This is a genomic window from Flavobacterium sp. FlaQc-30 (genome assembly GCF_044005885.1).
In the GTDB taxonomy this organism is placed as follows: domain Bacteria; phylum Bacteroidota; class Bacteroidia; order Flavobacteriales; family Flavobacteriaceae; genus Flavobacterium.
Genome location: NZ_JBIPCO010000007.1, coordinates 196,581 through 216,077 on the forward strand (window position 1 = coordinate 196,581; position 19,497 = coordinate 216,077).

Sequence of the window (19,497 nt, forward strand, 5' to 3'; positions counted from 1 at the left end):
GCTTAGATATCAATATTATATTTTGGTTTAAATTGATCTATAGGTTTTTGGTTTTTTATGGTTTAAATATTTGATAAAGAGTTTTTTATGTTTTATTTTTTTATAATGTGAATGGCTTTTTTTTGTTTTTTAATTTGAAAAAGGAACATGCCTTTTTTGTGAATTATTGGCGTTTGTATTTTGTTAAATAACAGATTTTGAAGGCAAAATTTGGAGTTAGATGTTGATAAGTGTTTTTGAAAATTTGGTATTATTTCAGTTTTAATTGTTGACAACTCTATTTAGATTTAGTATAAATAGCTGATAATTCAGCAAGTACTGAAAATTATGCACCTGTTGATAAGTAGTTTTTTTACCACTTTTTTGGACTGCTTTTGGCTGTTGATAATTGATTGGTTTTTTAACATCAATCTTTGGTCAAAAATAGAACTGTGGGTTAATTTTGTAAGTATAAAAAATAAAGTAATTACCACTTCAGACTTTCGTTTTTTATCTTTTTTTAGTCACCACTTAAATAGTATATATTATGTCTATATTTGATAAAAGAGTCAATTATAAACCTTTTGAATATCCAGAGGTTTTACAATTTACAGAAGCTATAAATAAAGCGTATTGGGTTCATACAGAAGTTGATTTTACTGCTGATACTCAAGACTTTCATGCACATTTAACATCAGCAGAGAAAACTGCAGTAAAAAATAGTTTATTGGCTATTGCTCAAATTGAGGTAGCCGTAAAAAGCTTTTGGGGAAATATTTACGAGCACTTTCCAAAACCTGAATTTAATGGTTTAGGAAGTACTTTTGCAGAGTGCGAATTTAGACATTCAGAGGCATATTCCCGCTTGCTTGAAGTGTTAGGATACAATGATGAATTTGAGAAACTTTTAGATGTTCCAGTTATTCGCCGACGTGTAGAATATTTGTCAGATGTACTTAAAGATACTCGTTCGCAAGACAACAGAAAATATATGGTTTCGCTGATACTATTCAGTATTCTAATCGAGAACGTTTCACTTTTCAGTCAGTTTGCAATTTTGCTTTCATTTACACGATTTAAAGGTTACATGAAAAATGTGAGCAACATTATCGCGTGGACTTCAATCGATGAACAAATTCATGCTAATGGCGGAATTTATATCATCAATAAAATCAGAGAAGAGTTTCCTGATTATTTTGACGAAGAAACGCTGACACTTGTTAGAGAAACAGTAAAAGATTCAATTGCAGTTGAAGCAGATATTTTAGATTGGATATTTGAAGAAGGTGAGATTGAAAGCATCAAAAAAGGCGATTTGGTTAATTTCATGAAGTTTAGAATTGATGAGAGTTTAAAACAAATCAATATTCCAACCATATTTGATGTAAAAGTGGAAGATTATAAAGCTTTGGCTTGGTTTGAAGAAGAAGTTTTTGCTAACAGTTTGGATGATTTTTTTGCTAAACGTCCTGTAGAATATACAAAACACGACAAAAGTATAACAGCAAACGATCTTTTCTAAAAGCAAAAAATACATATGAATACAATAGACATAAATGAAGTAAATGATCTTCCGCAAAATGAAAATGGGTCTAAAATGTGGTGGAAGAACTCAGAGAGTGAACAAATTTTAAATCGTGGTTATCTTTTAAAAGGAGAAACTGTTGAAGGTGCAATTGACAGAATATGTACTGCAGCAGCCAGAAGACTTTACAAACCAGAGTTAAAAGAATCTTTTGTTGAAATGATCGAACGCGGCTGGATGAGTATAAGTTCGCCGGTTTGGGCAAATATGGGAACCGAAAGAGGACTTCCAATTTCTTGTTTTAATGTACACGTTCCAGATAAAATTGAAGGAATTACGCATAAACTGGGCGAAGTGATTATGCAAACCAAAATTGGAGGAGGAACTTCTGGTTATTTTGGCGAACTGCGTGAGCGTGGAAGTGCTGTAACAGATAACGGAAAAAGCAGCGGAGCAGTAAGTTTTATGAAGCTTTTTGATACTGCAATGGATACGATTTCGCAAGGCGGAGTACGTCGTGGTGCATTTGCGGCATATTTAGATATTGATCACCCGGATATTGAGGAATTTTTGAAAATTAAAAGTATCGGAAATCCTATTCAGAATTTGTTTACTGGAATCTGTGTTCCTGATTATTGGATGCAGGAAATGATTGACGGTGACAGCGATAAGAGACAAATTTGGGCAAAAGTTTTAGAAAGCCGTCAGCAAAAAGGACTGCCATATATTTTCTTTAGTGATAATGTAAACAAAAGCAAACCACAAGTTTACAAAGACAAGAATCTTAGAATTAACGCTAGTAATTTATGCAGCGAAATTATGCTTCCGTCAACGAGCGATGAATCATTTATTTGTTGTTTATCTTCAATGAATTTGGAGCTTTATGAAGAATGGAAGGATACTGAAGCTGTAAAATTGGCTATATTTTTCTTAGATGCTGTTTTGCAAGAATTCATCGAAAAAACAGAAGGAAATTATTATCTTTCTGCGGCAAATAAATTTGCAAAAAGACATCGTGCACTTGGGCTTGGTGTTTTAGGATGGCATTCGTATTTACAGAAAAATATGATTCCGTTTGAAGGAATGGAAGCTAAAATGAAAACGACAGAAATTTTCAAACATATAAGCGATAAAGCCGATAAAGCAACGCAGGAATTGGCTAGAATTTATGGTGAACCAGAATTGTTAAAAGGTTACGGAAAACGTAATACAACAACAATGGCAATTGCTCCTACAACATCATCATCGGCGATTTTAGGACAGACTTCTCCAGGAATTGAACCTTTTAGCAGCAATTATTATAAAGCAGGTTTAAGTAAAGGTAATTTTATGCGTAAAAATAAATATCTGAAAAAGCTGCTTGAAGAAAAAGGTTTAGATAATGAAGAAGTTTGGAGAGAAATTATGCTAAATGGCGGAAGTGTTCAGCATATGTCACAGCTTTCTCAAGCTGAAAAAGATGTTTTTAAAACGTTTAAAGAAATCAGTCAGCTTGAAATTGTACAGCAGGCGGCAATTCGTCAGAAATTTGTAGATCAAGGGCAAAGCTTGAATCTTAATATTCCGGCAGAACTTCCAATTAAAGAAGTAAACCGTTTAATGATAGAAGCGTGGCAGTTGGGAGTAAAAAGTTTGTACTACCAAAGAAGCCAAAGTGTTTCGAAAGAATTAGTAACAAGTTTAGTTAGCTGCAGCAGCTGCGAATCATAAATATCAAAAGCCGAATCTAAAATTAAGATTCGGCTTTTTTGTTCATATTTATTTATCAATGGCTTCGACAGAAGCTCCAGAAAGTTTAGTGTAGCAATAAAACGTTGCTATTTGTCATTTCGATGTAAGGAGAAATCTCCACGAGAAATTCTACAAAGATTGGTTTACTGTTGCGGAGTTACTGGCGGAGATTTCTCCTTACGTCGAAATGACAAAAAACGAGAAAAAAATTTGGGACTAGGTGTTTAAATTAAAAACTAAACTTTAGATTTCAATCGGCTCAACGTTTCCTGTGAAATATTGATATACGATGCCACAATTTTATTAGGAAGTCGTTTTACAATTGTTGGATTGATTTTTAAAAGCTGATTGTATCTTTCCAAAGCATCCATAGTTGTAAATGACATTAATCGATTGGCATTATTTACATATGCTTTCTCTAAATAATTGCTATAAAATTCCCGCCATTGCGGAATGATTTTCATCAAATGATTAAAATCTTCATGTGATATCGCAAGCAATTCAGATTTTTCGATTACCTGAATATTTTCTACAGTAGGCATTTTAGTTATAAAACTAACTAAAGCTGTGGCAAATTGATTTTCAAAAGCAATATATCGAGTCGCGTCTTTTCCTTCTTCATTAATAAAAAAGATTCGGACACAGCCTTTACCAACAAAAAAAGTCTGCTGACTAGTTTGTCCTTGTTCAAGCAGTATCTCGTTTTTATTTTTCTTTAAAGGTTTAAAATAGGAGAATATCGTTTTTAAATCTTCATCAGAAATAGCAATGCTTTTTCTAATATAATTGCCAAGCTGTTCGTATATCATTTTAGTTGTAATCTCGCACGAATTTACGGTAATAGATAATATCTTCTATCGATAAAACTACTAAATCATGTTGTTGTGCAAAGCTAACGATTTTGTCAAGTTTTGCCATGCTGCCGTCTTCATTCATTAATTCACATAAAACAGCTTCAGGTTTTAAATTGGCTAATTTCATTAAATCGACACTTCCCTCAGTGTGACCGTTTCTTTCTAAAACTCCATTATCTTTGGCACGAAGCGGAAATATATGTCCTGGTCTAGCCAAGTCTTCGGGTTTGGCATTTTGCGCAACAGCCGTTTTAATTGTTGTAATTCGATCAGCAGTAGAAACTCCTGTCGTGACACCTTTTTTTGCTTCAATTGTTATAGTAAATGGCGTTTGAAAACTGCTGGTATTTTCTTTTACCATGTACGGAAGATCTAATTGATCTGCCTTTTCATTCGGAAGGCATAAACAAACAATTCCGCTGCATTCACGAATCATAAGTGCCATGTCCTTTACTGTAATGTGTTCGGCTGAAAAGATTAAATCGCCTTCATTTTCGCGATTTTCATCATCAGTTACTATAATTCCTTTTCCGCTTTTAAGCTGTACTAAAGCATTTTCTACGCGTTCTTTGCTTGTAATTCCAAATTGAACTAACGGACTTAATTCTGTACTAATCATTTTACTGTATTTTGAAATTGTTTTAGAAATAATTGAATCAACAAATCTAAAGTGGTTTGTAATGTAAAAGTTTGATATAGGTCAATAAATAGATAGTGCTTTAGATTTGTTTCAGCATGACGTAAGACAGGGAAAACAAGTTTTCCTGACTAATATGCCCACGAGATACTTATAAAATATTTCCTGTAAAGGCGCACGGCAATGCTTCTCCATTCAGATAAAAATTCACTGGATTATTTTTTTAGTAAGCGCCACTAATAATTATCATAAAATCTTAATTTAGCAACTAGAAAATTTAATCCAAAACCACTAAAAATCAGTAATAAATGGAAAATGTTACCGTAATTATAATGCTGCTGTTTGGCGTCGCTTTTTTGAGTCTTGTAAGCAAAAGATATAATTTTCCGGTTCCAATAGTGCTTGTTCTCTGTGGTGTAATTATAAGTATCGTTCCTGGACTTCCTGTAATATCACTTAGTCCAGAAGTTGTGTTTATTATATTTTTACCTCCTTTGTTGTATCATGCCGCTTGGTACACAAGCTGGTCAGATTTTAAACAATCCATTCGGCCTATAACTTTGGCGGCTGTCGGATTGGTTTTGTTTACTACAGTTGCGGTTGCAATTGCAGCACACGAATTAATAGAAGATGTCTCTTGGCCGTTAGCCTTTTTAATTGGCGCAATCGTTTCTCCTCCCGATGCTGTTTCAGCAACTTCTATTACCAAAGGTTTAGGATTGAATCCGAGGCTTATTGCGATTCTTGAAGGAGAGAGTCTTGTTAACGATGCGAGTGGTTTAGTAGCTTATAAATATGCACTTACAGCGATCACAGCTGGAAATTTTGTGTTGTGGCAGGCAGGATTAAATTTTGTACTGATGTCGTTAATTGGAATTGCGATTGGTTTAGTCGTTGGTTTTATAATGAGTTATATTCATAAGCGATTTGTCTGCGACGAAATAATCGAGGTTACTCTTACGCTGCTAACACCATTTGCGTCGTATTTGCTGGCAGAGCATTTTCATGGTTCAGGAGTTTTGGCTGTTGTTGCTACAGGACTTTATTTATCGGCAAGATCAGGAACTATTTTTACGCATGAAAGCCGAATTATGACGGGGACAATCTGGAGTGTTTTAACTAATATTTTAAATGGTTTGATTTTTATTTTAATTGGACTTCAGTTGAGACAGATTATGGCTGGAATTAGTAATTACTCGGGAACTTCATTGTTGCTTTGGGGGGCAGCGATAAGTGCAGTGGTTATTTTGGTTCGCTTTTTATGGGTAGTTCCTGCCGTTTTGATTCCCAGATGGCTTAGTAAACGAATCAGGCAAAAAGAGGAGTTTGACTACCGCAATATGATTATTTTTGGCTGGTCTGGAATGCGCGGTGTTGTTTCTATGGCGGCAGCATTAGCACTTCCGCTTATGCTGAATGAAACGGAAGCATTTCCGCTGCGAAATTTGATTATTTATCTGGTTTTTTGTGTCATACTTTCGACTTTAGTAATTCAAGGTCTTACGCTTCCTTGGGTGATTAAGAAGCTAAAAATCGAGCGTTATTCTATACTTGCCGAGGAATATAATATTCGAAATGTAATTGTATCCGAAACGATTGCTCATATTGAAGATAATTTTTCATTATTAGATGGTGATTTACTGCACAATATTAAAAGTAAATATGAAGTGAAATTTAATCGTTTACAAAAAACGGAACTGCCGGCTAATTTTTTTGGAAATGGAAAAATGCTTGGAGGTGAGATTTTTAATGATTTTACAAAACTTCAGATTGATCTTCTAAATGTAGAGCGTGGGAAACTTGAAGTTATGCATAAAGGAGGATCTGTTAATGAAGAGATTTTTAGAAAAATTGAAAAAGAACTTGATCTTGAAGAAACCAGATTGTGGATGGAAATGTATGAGGAGTAGTTTTCTTTACGAAAAACAGAATAACCTATTATTTTGATAGGTTAATAAAAGTTTTGATGTTTTTTGCTTTTTATTTCAAAATAACTCTTTAAATTTGCCGCACCAATGAAAAATGATAACCAGAGAAAAAAATATTATAGCTGCAGCATGATGATGTGCTGTATGACTGCTGTGAGATTTATTGATCTGGCTTGTATATAAAAAATAATGATATTTATTTTAAAAGCCTTTCATGATTTAATTGAAAGGCTTTTTTATTTAAAATTTCCATATTCTAAGTAAAATTGAATAGACAAAATGATTGAATTAAAAAATGTAACTAAAACTTTTCATCAAAAAGACAGGATTGTAACTGCTTTATCTGATGTTTCACTTACAGTTCCGCCAGGAAAGATTTTTGGTGTAATTGGAACTTCTGGAGCAGGGAAAAGTACGCTGATAAGATGTGTGAATCTTTTAGAAAGACCAACTTCAGGAGAGATTATTGTAGACGGAAAAGCATTAATGCAGTTATCAAGTGCCCAATTGGCGATTGAAAGACGACAAATAGGAATGATTTTTCAGCATTTTAATCTGCTTTCTTCTAGAACTGTTTTTGAGAATGTTGCTTTTCCGTTAGAACTTGTTGGCACTTCAAAATCAGTTGTAAAAACACGCATTTTAGAGTTGCTTCAGTTAGTAGGTTTGGCAGAAAAAGCAAACGATTATCCTGCAAGCCTTTCTGGAGGTCAAAAGCAAAGAGTTGCCATTGCGAGAACATTAGCTAATAATCCTAAAGTTTTGCTGTGTGATGAAGCGACAAGTGCACTAGATCCTGCAACAACACGATCAATTTTAAACTTGCTGAAAGATATAAACCGTCGTTTAAATATTACGGTTTTATTAATTACGCATCAAATGGAGGTTGTAAAATCAATTTGCGATGAAGTAGCCGTAATTAGTCATGGAAAATTGATAGAACAGGGAAGTGTTGGAGAAATTTTTGCAGATCCGAAACACGATTTAACGAAGGAATTTATTGCATCATCATTGCATCTTGATGTTCCTACGGTTTATCTTGAAAAATTACAAAAAGAAGATAACGGAAATTTAAATCCGTTATTAAGACTTGAAATGACTGGAAAATCAGTTAATGAGCCTGTTATTTCAGAAGTTTCCAGACTTTTTGATACTAATTTCAAAATTGTAAGTGCTCAAATGGATCAAGCGGGAGATGTTAATTTTGGCGTAATGCTGATTGAATTATCTGGTAAACGGGAGAATTACAAAGCTGCTATCGAATATTTTATTTCAAAACATATTAAAACAGAAATCATAGGTTATGTCTGAATCCATTATTGACTTATTATTAAAGGGAACTTTGGAAACTATAGTAATGACATTTGTGTCTGGCTTTTTTGGCTTTTTACTAGGTCTTCCAACAGGAATTTTACTTTTTCTGACTCGAAAGAATCAAATATTAGAACAACCCGTATTAAATAGAATATTGTCTGTTTTAGTAAATGTATTTCGTTCTATTCCATTCATTATTTTAATCGTTTGGATGATTCCGTTTACACGTGCAATCGTAGGAACTTCTATTGGTGTAAGCGCAGCTTTGGTTCCATTAAGTATTGGTGCCGCACCGTTCATTGCTCGTCTTGTAGAAAACAGTCTTTTGAGTCTTCCATCAGGATTAATTGAAGCCGCAAGAGCTTTAGGAGCAACTCCTTTGCAGATCGTATATAAAGTATTACTTCCAGAAGCATTGCCGTCATTAATAAACGCTGCTTCTATAACATTAATTACACTTGTGGGGTATTCTGCAATGGGTGGTGCAGTTGGTGCCGGCGGTTTAGGGCAGGTAGGATATCAATATGGATATATTGGTTATGATGCTGTAACAATGAATTCAGTGTTAGCTTTACTGGTACTCTTGGTATTCTTGATTCAGTTTGCTGGAGATGCTTTATCAAAACGATTTGATCACAGATAATTTCAATTAAAAATTAAGTAGTAAAAATTAAAAACATAGGAATGAAAAATATAAAAAGTTTTATTAAAGCAGGTGGAATTATTGCATTGTCATTAGTTTTATCGAATTGCGGAAAAAGCAAAAATAATGACCCGCATCATATTAAAGTGGGTGTTGCAGCTGGACCAGAATATGCTGTTGCTCAGGCAGCACAAAAAGTAGCTAAGGAAAAATACGGACTAGAAGTTGAACTCGTTTCATTTAATGATTATGTAATTCCAAATGAAGCTTTGAGTCAAGGAGATATAGATGCAAATGCTTTTCAGCATAAACCTTATCTTGACGAACAGTCTAAACAACGAGGTTACAAATTGGCGATAATTGGTAAAACATTTGTATACCCAATTGCTGGTTATTCTAAAAAAATAAAAAGTCTTTCGGAATTGAAAAACGAAAGCACAGTTATTATTCCAAATGATCCAACAAATGGAGGTCGTTCATTATTGCTTTTAGAGAAAAATGGTTTGCTGAAACTTAAATCAGGAATCGGTTTGTTACCTAAAGTAACAGATATAGTAAGCAATCCTAAAAATCTGAAAATATTAGAATTAGAAGCACCGCAATTACCTCGTGCTTTAGACGATCAAAATGTAACGATTGCAATTATCAATAATACATTTGCTTCTCAGGCTGGATTAGTTCCTGCTCGTGATGCATTGTTTGTGGAAGATAAAGATTCGCCTTATGTAAATCTTGTTGTAAGCCGTGAGGACAATAAAAATGAAGAAAAAGTAAAGCAGTTTTTGCAAGCTTTTCAATCACCAGAAGTAGAACAGGCTGCAATTCGCGAGTTTAAAGGCGGTGCTGTAAAAGGCTGGTAAAAAAACATAAAAAACTATTATCTTAAAGGCCTTTAGAGGCCTTTTTTTATGTTCTTATTTTAAGTTTTGGGAAATAAAACTGTTTGATCTCGAATGAAATAAGTCTTATTTTGTTGTTTTTCAGACGTTTGAGGATTAGTTAGATTAAGGTTTACGTTTATTTTTGCTGCTGAGAAAAATGATTTAGAACGTTCTGAATCATTTGTTATGAAGTAAAAAGTATTCTTAATTAATTCTGTTATGAAAATATTCAATTTAACACTATTCTTTATTGTAAGTTTTTTTAATACTCCTGTAGAAAACGTAAACGACAAGCCTGCTGCAATTATTGAAGATGCAAGACTGACACAGCAGCTAACTGAAGTAAAAGCATTATTAAAGAATCGCTCTGGGTATAATGATAAGATTGTTTTTCTGGTTGATATGAAAATCAAATCTGGGTACAATAGGTTTTTTGTTTATGATATAGCCAACAATAAAATTTTAGATAAAGGACTTGTGGCTAATGGATCAGGATCTGAAACGGCTGTAAAAGGAGATTTGAAATTTAGTAATGAACCCAATTCTAAATGTACTTCGTTAGGCAGATATTCCGTAGGTAAATCGTATAAAGGAATGTTTGGTAAAGCCTATAAATTAAGCGGACTTGATGAAACTAATAGTAACGCGGCTAAAAGAGCAGTAGTTTTACATTCGTACTCTGCAGTTCCAAATGATGAGCAGGAGTATTATATATCAAACAGTCAAGGTTGTCCTATGGTAAGTGAAGTTTTCTTTAAAAGATTAGAAAAGATCATTGACGGCTCAAAATCGAACATTATCTTGCATATTTTTTATTAATTGAAAACATTGAGGCTTTTTGTTACGGAGTTTCGTGTGCGATTTCTCCTTACGTCGAAATGACAAAAAAATCCCTAACCATATTAGACTTTTATCAAAGACTTTCGCATTTTTGTGATTCCTAGGAACGAGGAATCTTCACGAGAAGCTCCACAAAGATTGGTATTTTACTATGTCGAGTTACTTGCGAAGATTGCTTCGCCAGTTCACTATAGCTCGTGTCCTCGTTCCTTGGGATGACAAATTTTAAGAACTAAGTCTTGTATTATATTCCTCCATATCGAATACTTGATCCTAAAATAAGCATCGTTACACCTATTAAAGTAACACTAATAATAAGGACTGCCATTTTATTGATATTATGTTTGCTGAGATTTGGAATAATACTAAATTGAGCAATGAGTGCAAGTAAAAAAGTAGAGAGTAATAATAAGAGTTTTACAGAAACAACTTTTTCGATTCCGCTGGAAAAACTAAACCAAGAATCAAAAGAAACTCCAAAATCATACGCCATCATTATTCCTGTAATAATTAGTAAAAGGAGAGAGCTCATGCCTAGAGCTTCAAATTTTTTCTCATAGTTTAAAATAATTGCTGGGTCTTTTTGCTTTAAAGCTAAAGGCAGGTATCGAATGCTTAAAACAAGATGTCCGCCCACCCAGATTGTTGCTGAGATAAGATGAATTATCAAAAGAAAATGGTGCAGTTTCATGAGCTTTTTGGTTTTGGATTGATAAAAGGTAAGAGCAGCATTTTTTAGAAATTATTCTCTAAAAACAATTTTTACTTTTGATGCAGAAAAATTGGTACTACTCATTTTTTGATCAGAACGACCTAGAGATGTTAGTGTTGGCACATTATTTCTAAAATGCTGGATATAATAGTTTCCCTCAAAATTTTGAGTTTCAAGATAGGTTCTCATCTTTAATAATTCAGATTTATTGATAAGATTTGAATGTACTGTTGTGCGTACTTCAAACTGAATTGAAGAGGCTATTAAAAGTAATAAACTTTCTTCAAATTTTAAAAATAGATTTGATTTTGTAATCTCTTTAAAAGCATCTGGAAGGCTTTTAAAATCTAAAGCAACATAATCGATCAGTTTTTCAGAGATCAGTTTTCGCAGAACATTTGGTTTCGAACCGTTAGTATCAACTTTCACTGTAAAACCTAGGGCTTTTATTTTTTTTATAAAAATGATTATGTTTTTATGCATGGTACATTCGCCACCGCTTAATACTACACCATCTAATAATCCTTTGCGTGTTTTAAGAAACGCAAGAACTGTTTCGAAATCAATACTTCCTTTGCCAAGAACAATATCAGGATTGTAACAATATAAACACCGCATATTACAGCCTGCAAACCATATAATGCAGGCTGTCTTATCCGGATAATCTAATAAAGTAAAGGGCGTAATGTTGTAAACTGCCTTATTGGATAGTGGATTCCTTGAAATGGGTACGCTGTTGATGTTCGCCTTTTTTTCCAATATTAAAACTTTCTACGGGTCTATGATAGCCCATTACTCTTGTGTAAACTAAACATTTGCTTCTTTTAACTTGCTGCTGTGCTAGAATTTCATGACATTGTGTTTTCATATATTTCGGATTTTTGATTATTCTCGCTGAGTAAAATTTCGTCGCATTTTGGGCAGTATTCATGTTCGCCATTTAGATATCCATGAATAGGACAGATGCTGAAAATTGGTGTAACCGTTATGTAAGGCAGTTTGAAATTTGTCAATACCTTTTTCACAAAGTTTTTACAGGCTTCTGGACTGCTTATTTTTTCTCGCATATAGAGATGCAGTACCGTTCCGCCGGTATATTTACATTGTAATTCGTCCTGAAGCAATAAAGCCTCAAACGGATCTTCGGTATGATCTACAGGAATTTGTGAACTGTTTGTATAATAGATATTGCTGTTTTGACCTGCCTGCAAAATTTCTGGAAAACGTTTTTTATCCTCTTTTGCAAAACGATAAGTCGTTCCCTCTGCAGGAGTAGCTTCAAGATTGTATAAGTTTCCTGTTTCTTCTTGGAATTCTTTCATTCTTGATCGAATATGATCTAAAACTTCAGTTGCAAAATGAATCCCAGAATTGGTGGTAATATTTTGTTTTCCATCCGTAAAATTAAGCACCATTTCATTCATTCCGTTCACACCGATGGTTGAAAAGTGATTTCTAAAATGCTGAAGATAACGTTGTGTATAAGGATAAAGTCCTCGGTCGTACATTTTTTGAATAAAGATTCTTTTTTTCTCTAAAGTCGATTTTGCTTTTTGGAGCAGCTCATCTAAATGATAAAACAGTTTTATAATATTCCCTTTATGTAAATATCCCAAGCGAGCCATATTGATCGTTACTACGCCAATGCTTCCAGTCATTTCGGCACTTCCAAATAAGCCGTTTCCTCGTTTTAATAATTCACGTAAATCAAGTTGAAGTCTGCAGCACATACTTCTAACAGCATTTGGTTTATAAGCTTCGGGATTTTCTATTCTGTTGCCATTTTCATCTAATATATACTGACTTCCAATAAAGTTTTGAAAGTATGAAGAACCAATTTTAGCTGTATTTTCAAACAATAAATCAACATTTTCACCTTCCCAGTCAAAATCCTCTGTTATATTAACCGTAGGAATTGGAAACGTAAATGGCTGTCCGTTTGCATCACCTTCGGTCATTACGGTATAATAAGCCTTATTAATCAAGTTCATTTCCTCTTGAAAATTGGCATATTTTAAATTCGTTAAAGCTGCAACTCCTCTTTCGTTAGCCTTTTTTATTAAGATTGAATCATTTGAAGTAAGAAATAAATGTTCGTTATTTCTAGTTGGAATCTGCTCTTTTAAATCATCAGGAGCGATCCAATCTAAAGTTATATTCGTAAAAGGAGATTGTCCCCATCTTGCGGGCACATTCAGGTTATAAACAAAACTTCGAATCGCTTTTAAAACTTGATCGTAAGTGAGCTGGTCTTTAAAGACGTATGGCGCAAGATAAGTATCAAATGAACTGAAAGCCTGAGCGCCTGCCCATTCGCTTTGCAGAATTCCTAAAAAGTTAGCCATTTGTCCAAGCGCCTCTCTAAAATGCGATGGAGGTCTGCTTTCAACACGACCGCGCACGCCGTTGAATCCTTCATTTAATAAAACACGCAGACTCCAACCAGCGCAGTAACCAGTTAAACAATCGAGATCATGAATGTGTAAATCACCATTTCTATGTGCAAAACCTTCTTCCTTATTGTAAATTTTATCCAGCCAGTAATTCGCAATTATTTTTCCTGCGGTATTATTAACTAATCCTGCATTAGAATAGGAGGTATTGGCATTGGCATTAATACGCCAATCAGATTGGTTGATATATTCTTCAATAGTTTGTGTACTGTCGACATACGTCGTGCTGTCATTGAAACCATCAATATGTTCCCGCTGCAGTTTTCGGGTATGACGATAGATAATAAATGAGCGCATGGTTTTAAAATAACCATTTTCAAAAAGAACTCTTTCTATAATGTCCTGAATTTCTTCTACCGGCCATGAATATTTTGATTCAAGACCTAAAGAAACCAGTTTGTATATCTTTTTATCAACAGGCAGATTTACGCTCTGAAAGGCTTTTTCAATGGCGTCTTTAATTTTATAGGCTTCAAAAGGTTTGTAATCGCCGTTACGTTTGATCACATATTTTTCCATGTTTTGTATGTTTAAGAAACTTTCTCAAATTTTTTCTCGAGACTAATAGCTTTTGGAAACAGTATATTGTTTTCCATATGAATGTGTTTGTGCAGATCGTTTTCAAATTCTTCCAGCATTGCAAATGTTACTTTGTAGGTATTGCAGGCATCAGCAGGAGGAGAGTAATTGTTGGTCAAAGCGGCAATTTTTTTAAAACGATCACCCTCAGTATTATGTTCCTGCTTCATCATTGCAATAGGATTTTCGATAGTTCCAAAATGCGGCATTTCTAGAAAATCACCTTTTATTTGAGCCGTTTTCATTTTTCGGATAAAAGGAAAAAGTATAACTTCTTCTTTTCTCATATGCGCCGAAAGATCTGCAGCTGATGCTGAAAAAAGAGAATTAATATCGAATAATTCTGGATGTCTTTCGCCGTGAACATTACATAGTTTGTTTAAAAACTGAAATAGTACCGGCGTTTTTTCTTTTACATAACGATGATGTGTTTTTTCTATATAATCTGTAAGTAAGTCGAGCGGCCAGGTTTTATAATCAAATGATTGATTTGCTTCGCTTGTTCGAGTTCTTTCAATTTCTGCAATTAATAACTCTTCATCAATAGCTCTTTTTTTGCATACTTCTTCGATCGTACGGTGTCCTTTGCAACAAAAATCAATACTGTATTTAGAGAAAGTTGCTGCTGTTCTGAAATCATCTGCCACGATTTCGCCAATTGTATTTTTTGGTGTTATTTCCATTTTTTTGGAGAGGTTTTAATCATTCAATTAGTTAGAATGGGTTCTTTTATTTTTTTACATTGTTTAATGATAATTAAGGCTGTGACAAGCATATTGCTGAATTCAATAAAAGGAATTGCGATTTTGTCTTTTTCGATTAGAGAAACGGCTGCATTTTTCAGCATTTTTATTTTTTCTACTGCATGATCTTTATCACGATTTTCGCTGGTATAAAAAACGGTAATTAAGACTTGCAGTTCTTTTTTTAGGATAGCAAAAGCTTCGGTAGTACTATTGTCTGCTTGGGAAAACTTTGGACTAGGTATTTTTGATGAAAATGCAAAATTTTGTATTGTTTTATCTATTTGTTCTGAGGCTTGATGTGCAAAAACTAAGGCTTCTAAAAGCGAATTGGAGGCTAAACGATTTTTGCCATGTAATCCTGTTCGGGCACATTCTCCTATGGCATATAGATTTTGAATTGCCGTTAAACCGTTGCGATCAACTTTTATCCCGCCGCATTGATAATGAGCCGCCGGAACAATTGGAATTAGATCTTTTTCGGGTTTTAAACCTGCTAGATTGCATTGTTTTGCAATTACAGGAAATTCTTTGTAAAACTCGACTGAATCTAAGTGACGACAATCAAGATAAACGTGTTTTTTATTAGATTGAAGCATTTCGCTGTTAATGGCATGAGAAACAATATCACGTGTTGCTAATTCGCCTCGTGAATCATATTTAAACAAGAATCTTTTTTGATCTTCATTAACAACATAAGCGCCAAAACCACGAACTGCTTCTGAAATTAGAAAAAACGGATTTTTGCTGCCGTCAAACAAGGCGGTGGGATGAAACTGGATGTATTGGAGGTCTTCAATTTCGATCCCAGCGCGGGCAGCCATTGCAATACCGTCACCCGTGGCAATTTCAGGATTGGTTGTGTTCTCAAAAAGCTGGCCGCAGCCGCCTGTACTCAATATGATAGTTCTGGTTTGTATGTATTTTACGGAGTTACTTTTTTTATCATAATAAAAAGCTCCAGTGCAAAGATTTTCTTCTTCATTTTTTTCAGTATTCAAATCAATAACTTGATGATTTTCGAGTAACTGTATATTTGGAAGTTCTTTTATGATATTTAGAAGTTTTTTTTCAATTTCTAAGCCAGAACTGTCTTTATGATGCAATATGCGATGAGTAGAATGACCGCCTTCTAAACCCAAATTCCACTGTCCGCGCTCATCTTTATCAAAAGAAGTTCCAATGTCTAAAAGCTCATTTAACCTTTCTGGCGCCTGCTTAATTACCATATTTACAATAGTTTGATCACAGCTTCCGTCGCCTGCGAGCAGTGTATCTTTAATGTGCTGGTCAAAGCTGTCTTTTATCAAATCGGTTACAACCGCAATACCGCCTTGTGCCAATTGTGTATTTGTATTTTGAGCACTTTCTTTGGTCATAATTACAATTGACAAATCGGGTCTTTTTTGAGCTGTTTTCATAGCTAGAAAAAGTCCCGAAATACCTGAGCCAATTATTAAGATGTCAGTTTTAAGCATTTTGTTGTTTTTTTTGTTCTATGATAATTCAAGCATTCTTTCAATTGGCTGCAGGGCTTTAACTCTTAAGGGTTCAGCTATTTTAATTTCTGGACTTTCGTTACTGAGGCATTGCAGGAGTTTTTCAAGGGTATTAATTTTCATAAAAGCACATTCACTGCAGGCACAGCTGTTATCTTCTGTGGATGGGGCCGGGATCAGCGTCTTATCAGGTACAGTTTTTGAAAGTTGATGCAGAATGCCGGCCTCCGTAGCCACGATGAAAACGGAAGCAGGATCCGTTTTAATAAAGTTAATAATACCCGAAGTAGAGCCAATATAATGCGCCGTTTTCAAAATATGACTTTCTGACTCCGGGTGGGCGGCAATTTTTGCCGTTGGATTTTTTATATAAATTTCAATTAACTTGTTTAATGAAAAGGCTTCGTGAACCACGCAAGAACCTTCCCAGAGTACTAAATCACGCTGAGTTTCTTTTTTTAGATAATTTCCCAGATTTTGATCGGGAGCAAAAATTATCTTTTTGTTTTGAGGAATTGATCCTATTATCTTTTTTGCATTTGATGATGTGCAAACAAGATCGCTCATCGCTTTTATTTCGGCAGAACAATTAATGTACGTTACCACAACATGATCTGGATATTTTTCTTTGAATATCTTAAAATCTTTCGGGTCACAGCCGTCAGCGAGTGAACAGCCGGCCTTTAAATCTGGAAGCAGTACTTTTTTTGACGGATTAAGGATTTTTGCGGTTTCTGCCATAAAATGAACTCCCGCAAAAACAATAACATCTGCATTGGTTGCCTGTGCTTTTTTGGATAATTCTAAACTGTCGCCAACAAAATCTGCAATATCTTGAATGTCTTCATTTTGATAATAATGAGCTAGAATGACAGCATTTTTTTGCTGTTTTAGGCGGTTTATTTCCTGTATCAAGAATTGTTTATCCATTTTTTTTAATCTGTTTTTTTTGAAAAAATCAAGCTCTACTAAAGAAATGCGACAGTTGGTAAAACTGAAGTTTGTAATGAAAGTGGTAGTTTTTAGGATGCTTGATTGTAAATTTTAATAGCGTAAATATATTGTCATCAAAATTTTCAAACTATGATTCCAATCATACTGTATTATTTTTATTTTTTTATGTTCTGTTTTAAAAGTCAAACGTAAAACTGGAAAAAAATGTAGTTCAAAAAAGGTTTATCTAAAGCTGAAAGTAAGATTAACAAAGACGTTGCGTCCCATTCGCGGAATTTTATTCCAGTCTGAAAAAGTGGTGTAATATTTATCAAAGATATTTTCTACACCCGTTTGCAGTTTTATTAAATTTTGATTGTAATGAAATACATATCCAGCATTGAAATTAAAAATCAAATAATCCTGTGTTTTTGTCTGACCGTATGTTGCTGCAAATTCTTTTTGAGCAAGATTTCCCAAAGCCGAAATTCCTAAATTTAGATTCTGCTTTTTATAGTCAATTCCTACACTGTATCGTATTGGACTTATAAAAGGAAGATTGTTTCCTTGATTGTCTTTGCCTAAACTATAAACCAGCTGTGTTTTTAAAAGCCAGTTTTCAAATAGAGAATATTCTAAATTTAAATCGGCATTAAAAATAGAGGCATAGCTTAAAGCTTCGTATTTTTTTACACCAGACGCTCCAATTGTCATAGGCAGAATATTAGGATCAATTTGCCCTACGATAAAATCATTAATATGAAAGTATGACGCTGTAATTTTTGTGCTCAATTGATTTGTTTTATACCCCAGTAAAAGATTGGCTTCTAGGGCTTTTTCGTTCTTTAAAAATGGATTTCCTATGTAATCATAAAAATCACTGCTGTTATAAAGATAAAAACCATAACCTTCAGAAACAGAAGGAGCTCTTTCTGCATAAGCACCTCCAAAACCATATTCAAAATTGCCTTTTTTTTGAGTAAAGTTTGCAGAGAAACTTTTTAAGAAACGGTTTTTTGAAGCCTCCATTTTAGGATAAAAAATACGCAGACTCTGCAATCCAAAATCATTTGCAACATCATTTGAATGAAATCCAACAGAAGTTCCAATTCTCAAAGTAGTTTCTGAAGCTATTTTAATATAATCTTCAAGCGATAAACCGTTATAAAAAGTTCGTACATCAGGCCAAGTGTACATAAACATTAAATTTTCTGTGGGATCAGAAGGATACATTGTCATTTCGGCAATCGATTTGTTGTAAAAAGCATTTAAGTCTGCCGTAAAATCGTGTATTTTATATTTCCCTTTTAGTTTAGAATAAAATCCATAGGTATCAGACCAGCCAGGCATATCCATATGAATGGGAACAGATGGTCTTTTAGTATCGTCCATTTTATGAGTTATGCTGTTTCCGTAAACCTTTGTTTCCCAGTTTGAAATAATACCAGAATCGGGTGTGTAACGATAGCTTAAAGACATAATTTCGGCTTTTGCCAGCGAAACATCCATCGGCAGAGCGGGATAACCTACATTTGTTGCGTTATCATAAATTAACGAAGCTTCTAGATTATTTCTCTTATTTATAAAATATCCAGCAGTTGCTGCAATGTTGTATTTTGTAAACTGAGAAAAATTGATTTCTTGATTTCCACCAGCTTTATAATTCTCAGCATCACGATGCATAAAATCAACATGAGCGTAAAACTTTTCATTATTGTAGCCCAATGAACCTCCAATAATTTTTTGCTGATTGTTACTTTCATAACCTGAGTTAAAACTGCCATTCCACCCCAAAGTATTTTGACTAAAAACAGAACGTTTTAGATCTATAGAGCCGCCAATTGCCGCTCCATGACAGCTTGCCTGCTGACCAGAAGCAACCGCAGCTTCTGATAAATTTGATACTTCAACATAAGAGGTTATAGGATCCATTTTATCAGTACAAGCTCCAAAAATGCGCATTCCGTCAATAGTAATAACAGTGCGTTCTGTAGACATGTTGTTAATTGTAGGTTCCCAGGCATAAGCGCCTCTTTTTATCATATTTACTTTTGTAGATTTTTGAAGATAATCTTCTACAGAAGTCAATGATTTTGGCTGTTTTTGATGTAAAGCTGCTTTTTTTCCAATAACAATAATTTCATTTAAATTTTGAGCCAAAAGACTGTCTTTTTGTTGTTCTTGTCCCCAGCAGATTGTTGAAAAAATAGTTAGAATACATACTATTATCTTTTTCATCACTAGAT

Annotated in this window: 17 protein-coding genes; 7 read left to right on the top strand and 10 right to left on the bottom strand. The window is 34.1% G+C overall.

The genetic code is table 11. The annotated features are described in order from the left end of the window. The first annotated feature begins 526 nt into the window (after positions 1-526). Entirely contained in the window at positions 527-1,501 is a 975-nt protein-coding gene (locus tag ACHRV0_RS16360; RefSeq protein ID WP_129023149.1) for a ribonucleotide-diphosphate reductase subunit beta, read from the top strand. 15 nt (positions 1,502-1,516) lie between these two features. Next, positions 1,517-3,214: a ribonucleoside-diphosphate reductase subunit alpha gene (locus tag ACHRV0_RS16365; protein ID WP_129023148.1), complete on the top strand. Its 1,698-nt coding sequence runs from the start codon at positions 1,517-1,519 to the stop codon at positions 3,212-3,214. A gap of 257 nt (positions 3,215-3,471) precedes the next feature. On the opposite strand, the gene ACHRV0_RS16370 is transcribed toward ACHRV0_RS16365, so the two are convergent. Continuing rightward, positions 3,472-4,044, bottom strand: a complete 573-nt coding sequence (locus ACHRV0_RS16370) for a Crp/Fnr family transcriptional regulator (RefSeq protein ID WP_395441626.1) — start codon at positions 4,042-4,044, stop codon at positions 3,472-3,474. A gap of 1 nt (position 4,045) precedes the next feature. Beyond that, positions 4,046-4,708 carry a 3,4-dihydroxy-2-butanone-4-phosphate synthase gene (gene ribB / locus ACHRV0_RS16375; protein ID WP_395441627.1) on the bottom strand — a complete coding sequence of 221 codons (663 nt, stop codon included), beginning with the start codon at positions 4,706-4,708 and terminating at the stop codon, positions 4,046-4,048. 326 nt (positions 4,709-5,034) lie between these two features. On the opposite strand from ribB, the gene ACHRV0_RS16380 reads away from it, so the two are divergent. The 5 genes from ACHRV0_RS16380 (at position 5,035) to ACHRV0_RS16400 (ending at position 10,311) form a co-directional block, all read left to right on the top strand. Continuing rightward, on the top strand, positions 5,035-6,636 hold the full coding sequence (locus ACHRV0_RS16380) for a Na+/H+ antiporter (protein ID WP_395441628.1): 1,602 nt from the start codon (positions 5,035-5,037) through the stop codon (positions 6,634-6,636). 297 nt (positions 6,637-6,933) lie between these two features. Continuing rightward, positions 6,934-7,965 carry a methionine ABC transporter ATP-binding protein MetN gene (metN, locus tag ACHRV0_RS16385; RefSeq protein ID WP_395441629.1) on the top strand — a complete coding sequence of 344 codons (1,032 nt, stop codon included), beginning with the start codon at positions 6,934-6,936 and terminating at the stop codon, positions 7,963-7,965. Further along, positions 7,958-8,611 carry a methionine ABC transporter permease MetI gene (gene metI, locus ACHRV0_RS16390; RefSeq protein WP_089054837.1) on the top strand — a complete coding sequence of 218 codons (654 nt, stop codon included), beginning with the start codon at positions 7,958-7,960 and terminating at the stop codon, positions 8,609-8,611. The genes metN and metI overlap by 8 nt, the downstream gene beginning before the upstream one ends. Positions 8,612-8,652: 41 nt before the next feature. Further along, positions 8,653-9,471, top strand: a complete 819-nt coding sequence (gene metQ / locus ACHRV0_RS16395) for a methionine ABC transporter substrate-binding lipoprotein MetQ (protein WP_129023144.1) — start codon at positions 8,653-8,655, stop codon at positions 9,469-9,471. A gap of 240 nt (positions 9,472-9,711) precedes the next feature. Continuing rightward, the gene (locus ACHRV0_RS16400) at positions 9,712-10,311 is read left to right on the top strand and encodes a murein L,D-transpeptidase catalytic domain-containing protein (protein WP_129023143.1); all 600 of its coding nucleotides are present in this window, start codon (positions 9,712-9,714) and stop codon (positions 10,309-10,311) included. Between the two features lie 265 nt (positions 10,312-10,576). Here the strand turns inward: ACHRV0_RS16400 and ACHRV0_RS16405 are convergent, their stop codons facing one another. From ACHRV0_RS16405 to ACHRV0_RS16440, 8 genes are all read right to left on the bottom strand, one after another. Further along, positions 10,577-11,023 carry a CopD family protein gene (locus ACHRV0_RS16405; protein WP_395441630.1) on the bottom strand — a complete coding sequence of 149 codons (447 nt, stop codon included), beginning with the start codon at positions 11,021-11,023 and terminating at the stop codon, positions 10,577-10,579. 51 nt (positions 11,024-11,074) lie between these two features. After that, a complete protein-coding gene (locus ACHRV0_RS16410) occupies positions 11,075-11,803 on the bottom strand; it encodes an anaerobic ribonucleoside-triphosphate reductase activating protein (protein WP_395441631.1) in 729 nt (242 codons plus the stop codon). After that, positions 11,745-11,984, bottom strand: a complete 240-nt coding sequence (gene nrdD, locus ACHRV0_RS16415) for an anaerobic ribonucleoside-triphosphate reductase (protein WP_394335287.1) — start codon at positions 11,982-11,984, stop codon at positions 11,745-11,747. The genes ACHRV0_RS16410 and nrdD overlap by 59 nt, the downstream gene beginning before the upstream one ends. After that, positions 11,893-14,016, bottom strand: a complete 2,124-nt coding sequence (locus ACHRV0_RS16420) for a ribonucleoside triphosphate reductase (RefSeq protein WP_395441632.1) — start codon at positions 14,014-14,016, stop codon at positions 11,893-11,895. The genes nrdD and ACHRV0_RS16420 overlap by 92 nt, the downstream gene beginning before the upstream one ends. Positions 14,017-14,027: 11 nt before the next feature. Beyond that, positions 14,028-14,759: an iron-sulfur cluster repair di-iron protein gene (gene ric, locus ACHRV0_RS16425; protein ID WP_129023140.1), complete on the bottom strand. Its 732-nt coding sequence runs from the start codon at positions 14,757-14,759 to the stop codon at positions 14,028-14,030. A 23-nt stretch (positions 14,760-14,782) separates the two neighbouring features. Continuing rightward, positions 14,783-16,297, bottom strand: coding sequence for an L-aspartate oxidase (nadB, locus tag ACHRV0_RS16430; RefSeq protein WP_395441633.1), 1,515 nt, complete (start codon positions 16,295-16,297; stop codon positions 14,783-14,785). A gap of 18 nt (positions 16,298-16,315) precedes the next feature. Then, positions 16,316-17,248: a quinolinate synthase NadA gene (gene nadA / locus ACHRV0_RS16435; protein ID WP_395441634.1), complete on the bottom strand. Its 933-nt coding sequence runs from the start codon at positions 17,246-17,248 to the stop codon at positions 16,316-16,318. 246 nt (positions 17,249-17,494) lie between these two features. Then, positions 17,495-19,489 carry a TonB-dependent receptor domain-containing protein gene (locus tag ACHRV0_RS16440; RefSeq protein ID WP_395441635.1) on the bottom strand — a complete coding sequence of 665 codons (1,995 nt, stop codon included), beginning with the start codon at positions 19,487-19,489 and terminating at the stop codon, positions 17,495-17,497. Positions 19,490-19,497: the final 8 nt, after the last annotated feature.

What these genes read in the sequence shown, in the direction of transcription:
- ACHRV0_RS16360 (WP_129023149.1), top strand. Translation starts at nt 527, where the DNA reads ATGTCTATATTTGATAAAAGAGTCAATTATAAACCTTTTGAATATCCA.
- ACHRV0_RS16365 (WP_129023148.1), top strand. Translation starts at nt 1,517, where the DNA reads ATGAATACAATAGACATAAATGAAGTAAATGATCTTCCGCAAAATGAA.
- ACHRV0_RS16370 (WP_395441626.1), bottom strand. Translation starts at nt 4,044, where the DNA reads ATGATATACGAACAGCTTGGCAATTATATTAGAAAAAGCATTGCTATT.
- ribB (WP_395441627.1), bottom strand. Translation starts at nt 4,708, where the DNA reads ATGATTAGTACAGAATTAAGTCCGTTAGTTCAATTTGGAATTACAAGC.
- ACHRV0_RS16380 (WP_395441628.1), top strand. Translation starts at nt 5,035, where the DNA reads ATGGAAAATGTTACCGTAATTATAATGCTGCTGTTTGGCGTCGCTTTT.
- metN (WP_395441629.1), top strand. Translation starts at nt 6,934, where the DNA reads ATGATTGAATTAAAAAATGTAACTAAAACTTTTCATCAAAAAGACAGG.
- metI (WP_089054837.1), top strand. Translation starts at nt 7,958, where the DNA reads ATGTCTGAATCCATTATTGACTTATTATTAAAGGGAACTTTGGAAACT.
- metQ (WP_129023144.1), top strand. Translation starts at nt 8,653, where the DNA reads ATGAAAAATATAAAAAGTTTTATTAAAGCAGGTGGAATTATTGCATTG.
- ACHRV0_RS16400 (WP_129023143.1), top strand. Translation starts at nt 9,712, where the DNA reads ATGAAAATATTCAATTTAACACTATTCTTTATTGTAAGTTTTTTTAAT.
- ACHRV0_RS16405 (WP_395441630.1), bottom strand. Translation starts at nt 11,023, where the DNA reads ATGAAACTGCACCATTTTCTTTTGATAATTCATCTTATCTCAGCAACA.
- nrdD (WP_394335287.1), bottom strand. Translation starts at nt 11,984, where the DNA reads ATGGCGAACATGAATACTGCCCAAAATGCGACGAAATTTTACTCAGCG.
- ACHRV0_RS16420 (WP_395441632.1), bottom strand. Translation starts at nt 14,016, where the DNA reads ATGGAAAAATATGTGATCAAACGTAACGGCGATTACAAACCTTTTGAA.
- ric (WP_129023140.1), bottom strand. Translation starts at nt 14,759, where the DNA reads ATGGAAATAACACCAAAAAATACAATTGGCGAAATCGTGGCAGATGAT.
- nadB (WP_395441633.1), bottom strand. Translation starts at nt 16,297, where the DNA reads ATGCTTAAAACTGACATCTTAATAATTGGCTCAGGTATTTCGGGACTT.
- nadA (WP_395441634.1), bottom strand. Translation starts at nt 17,248, where the DNA reads ATGGATAAACAATTCTTGATACAGGAAATAAACCGCCTAAAACAGCAA.
- ACHRV0_RS16440 (WP_395441635.1), bottom strand. Translation starts at nt 19,489, where the DNA reads ATGAAAAAGATAATAGTATGTATTCTAACTATTTTTTCAACAATCTGC.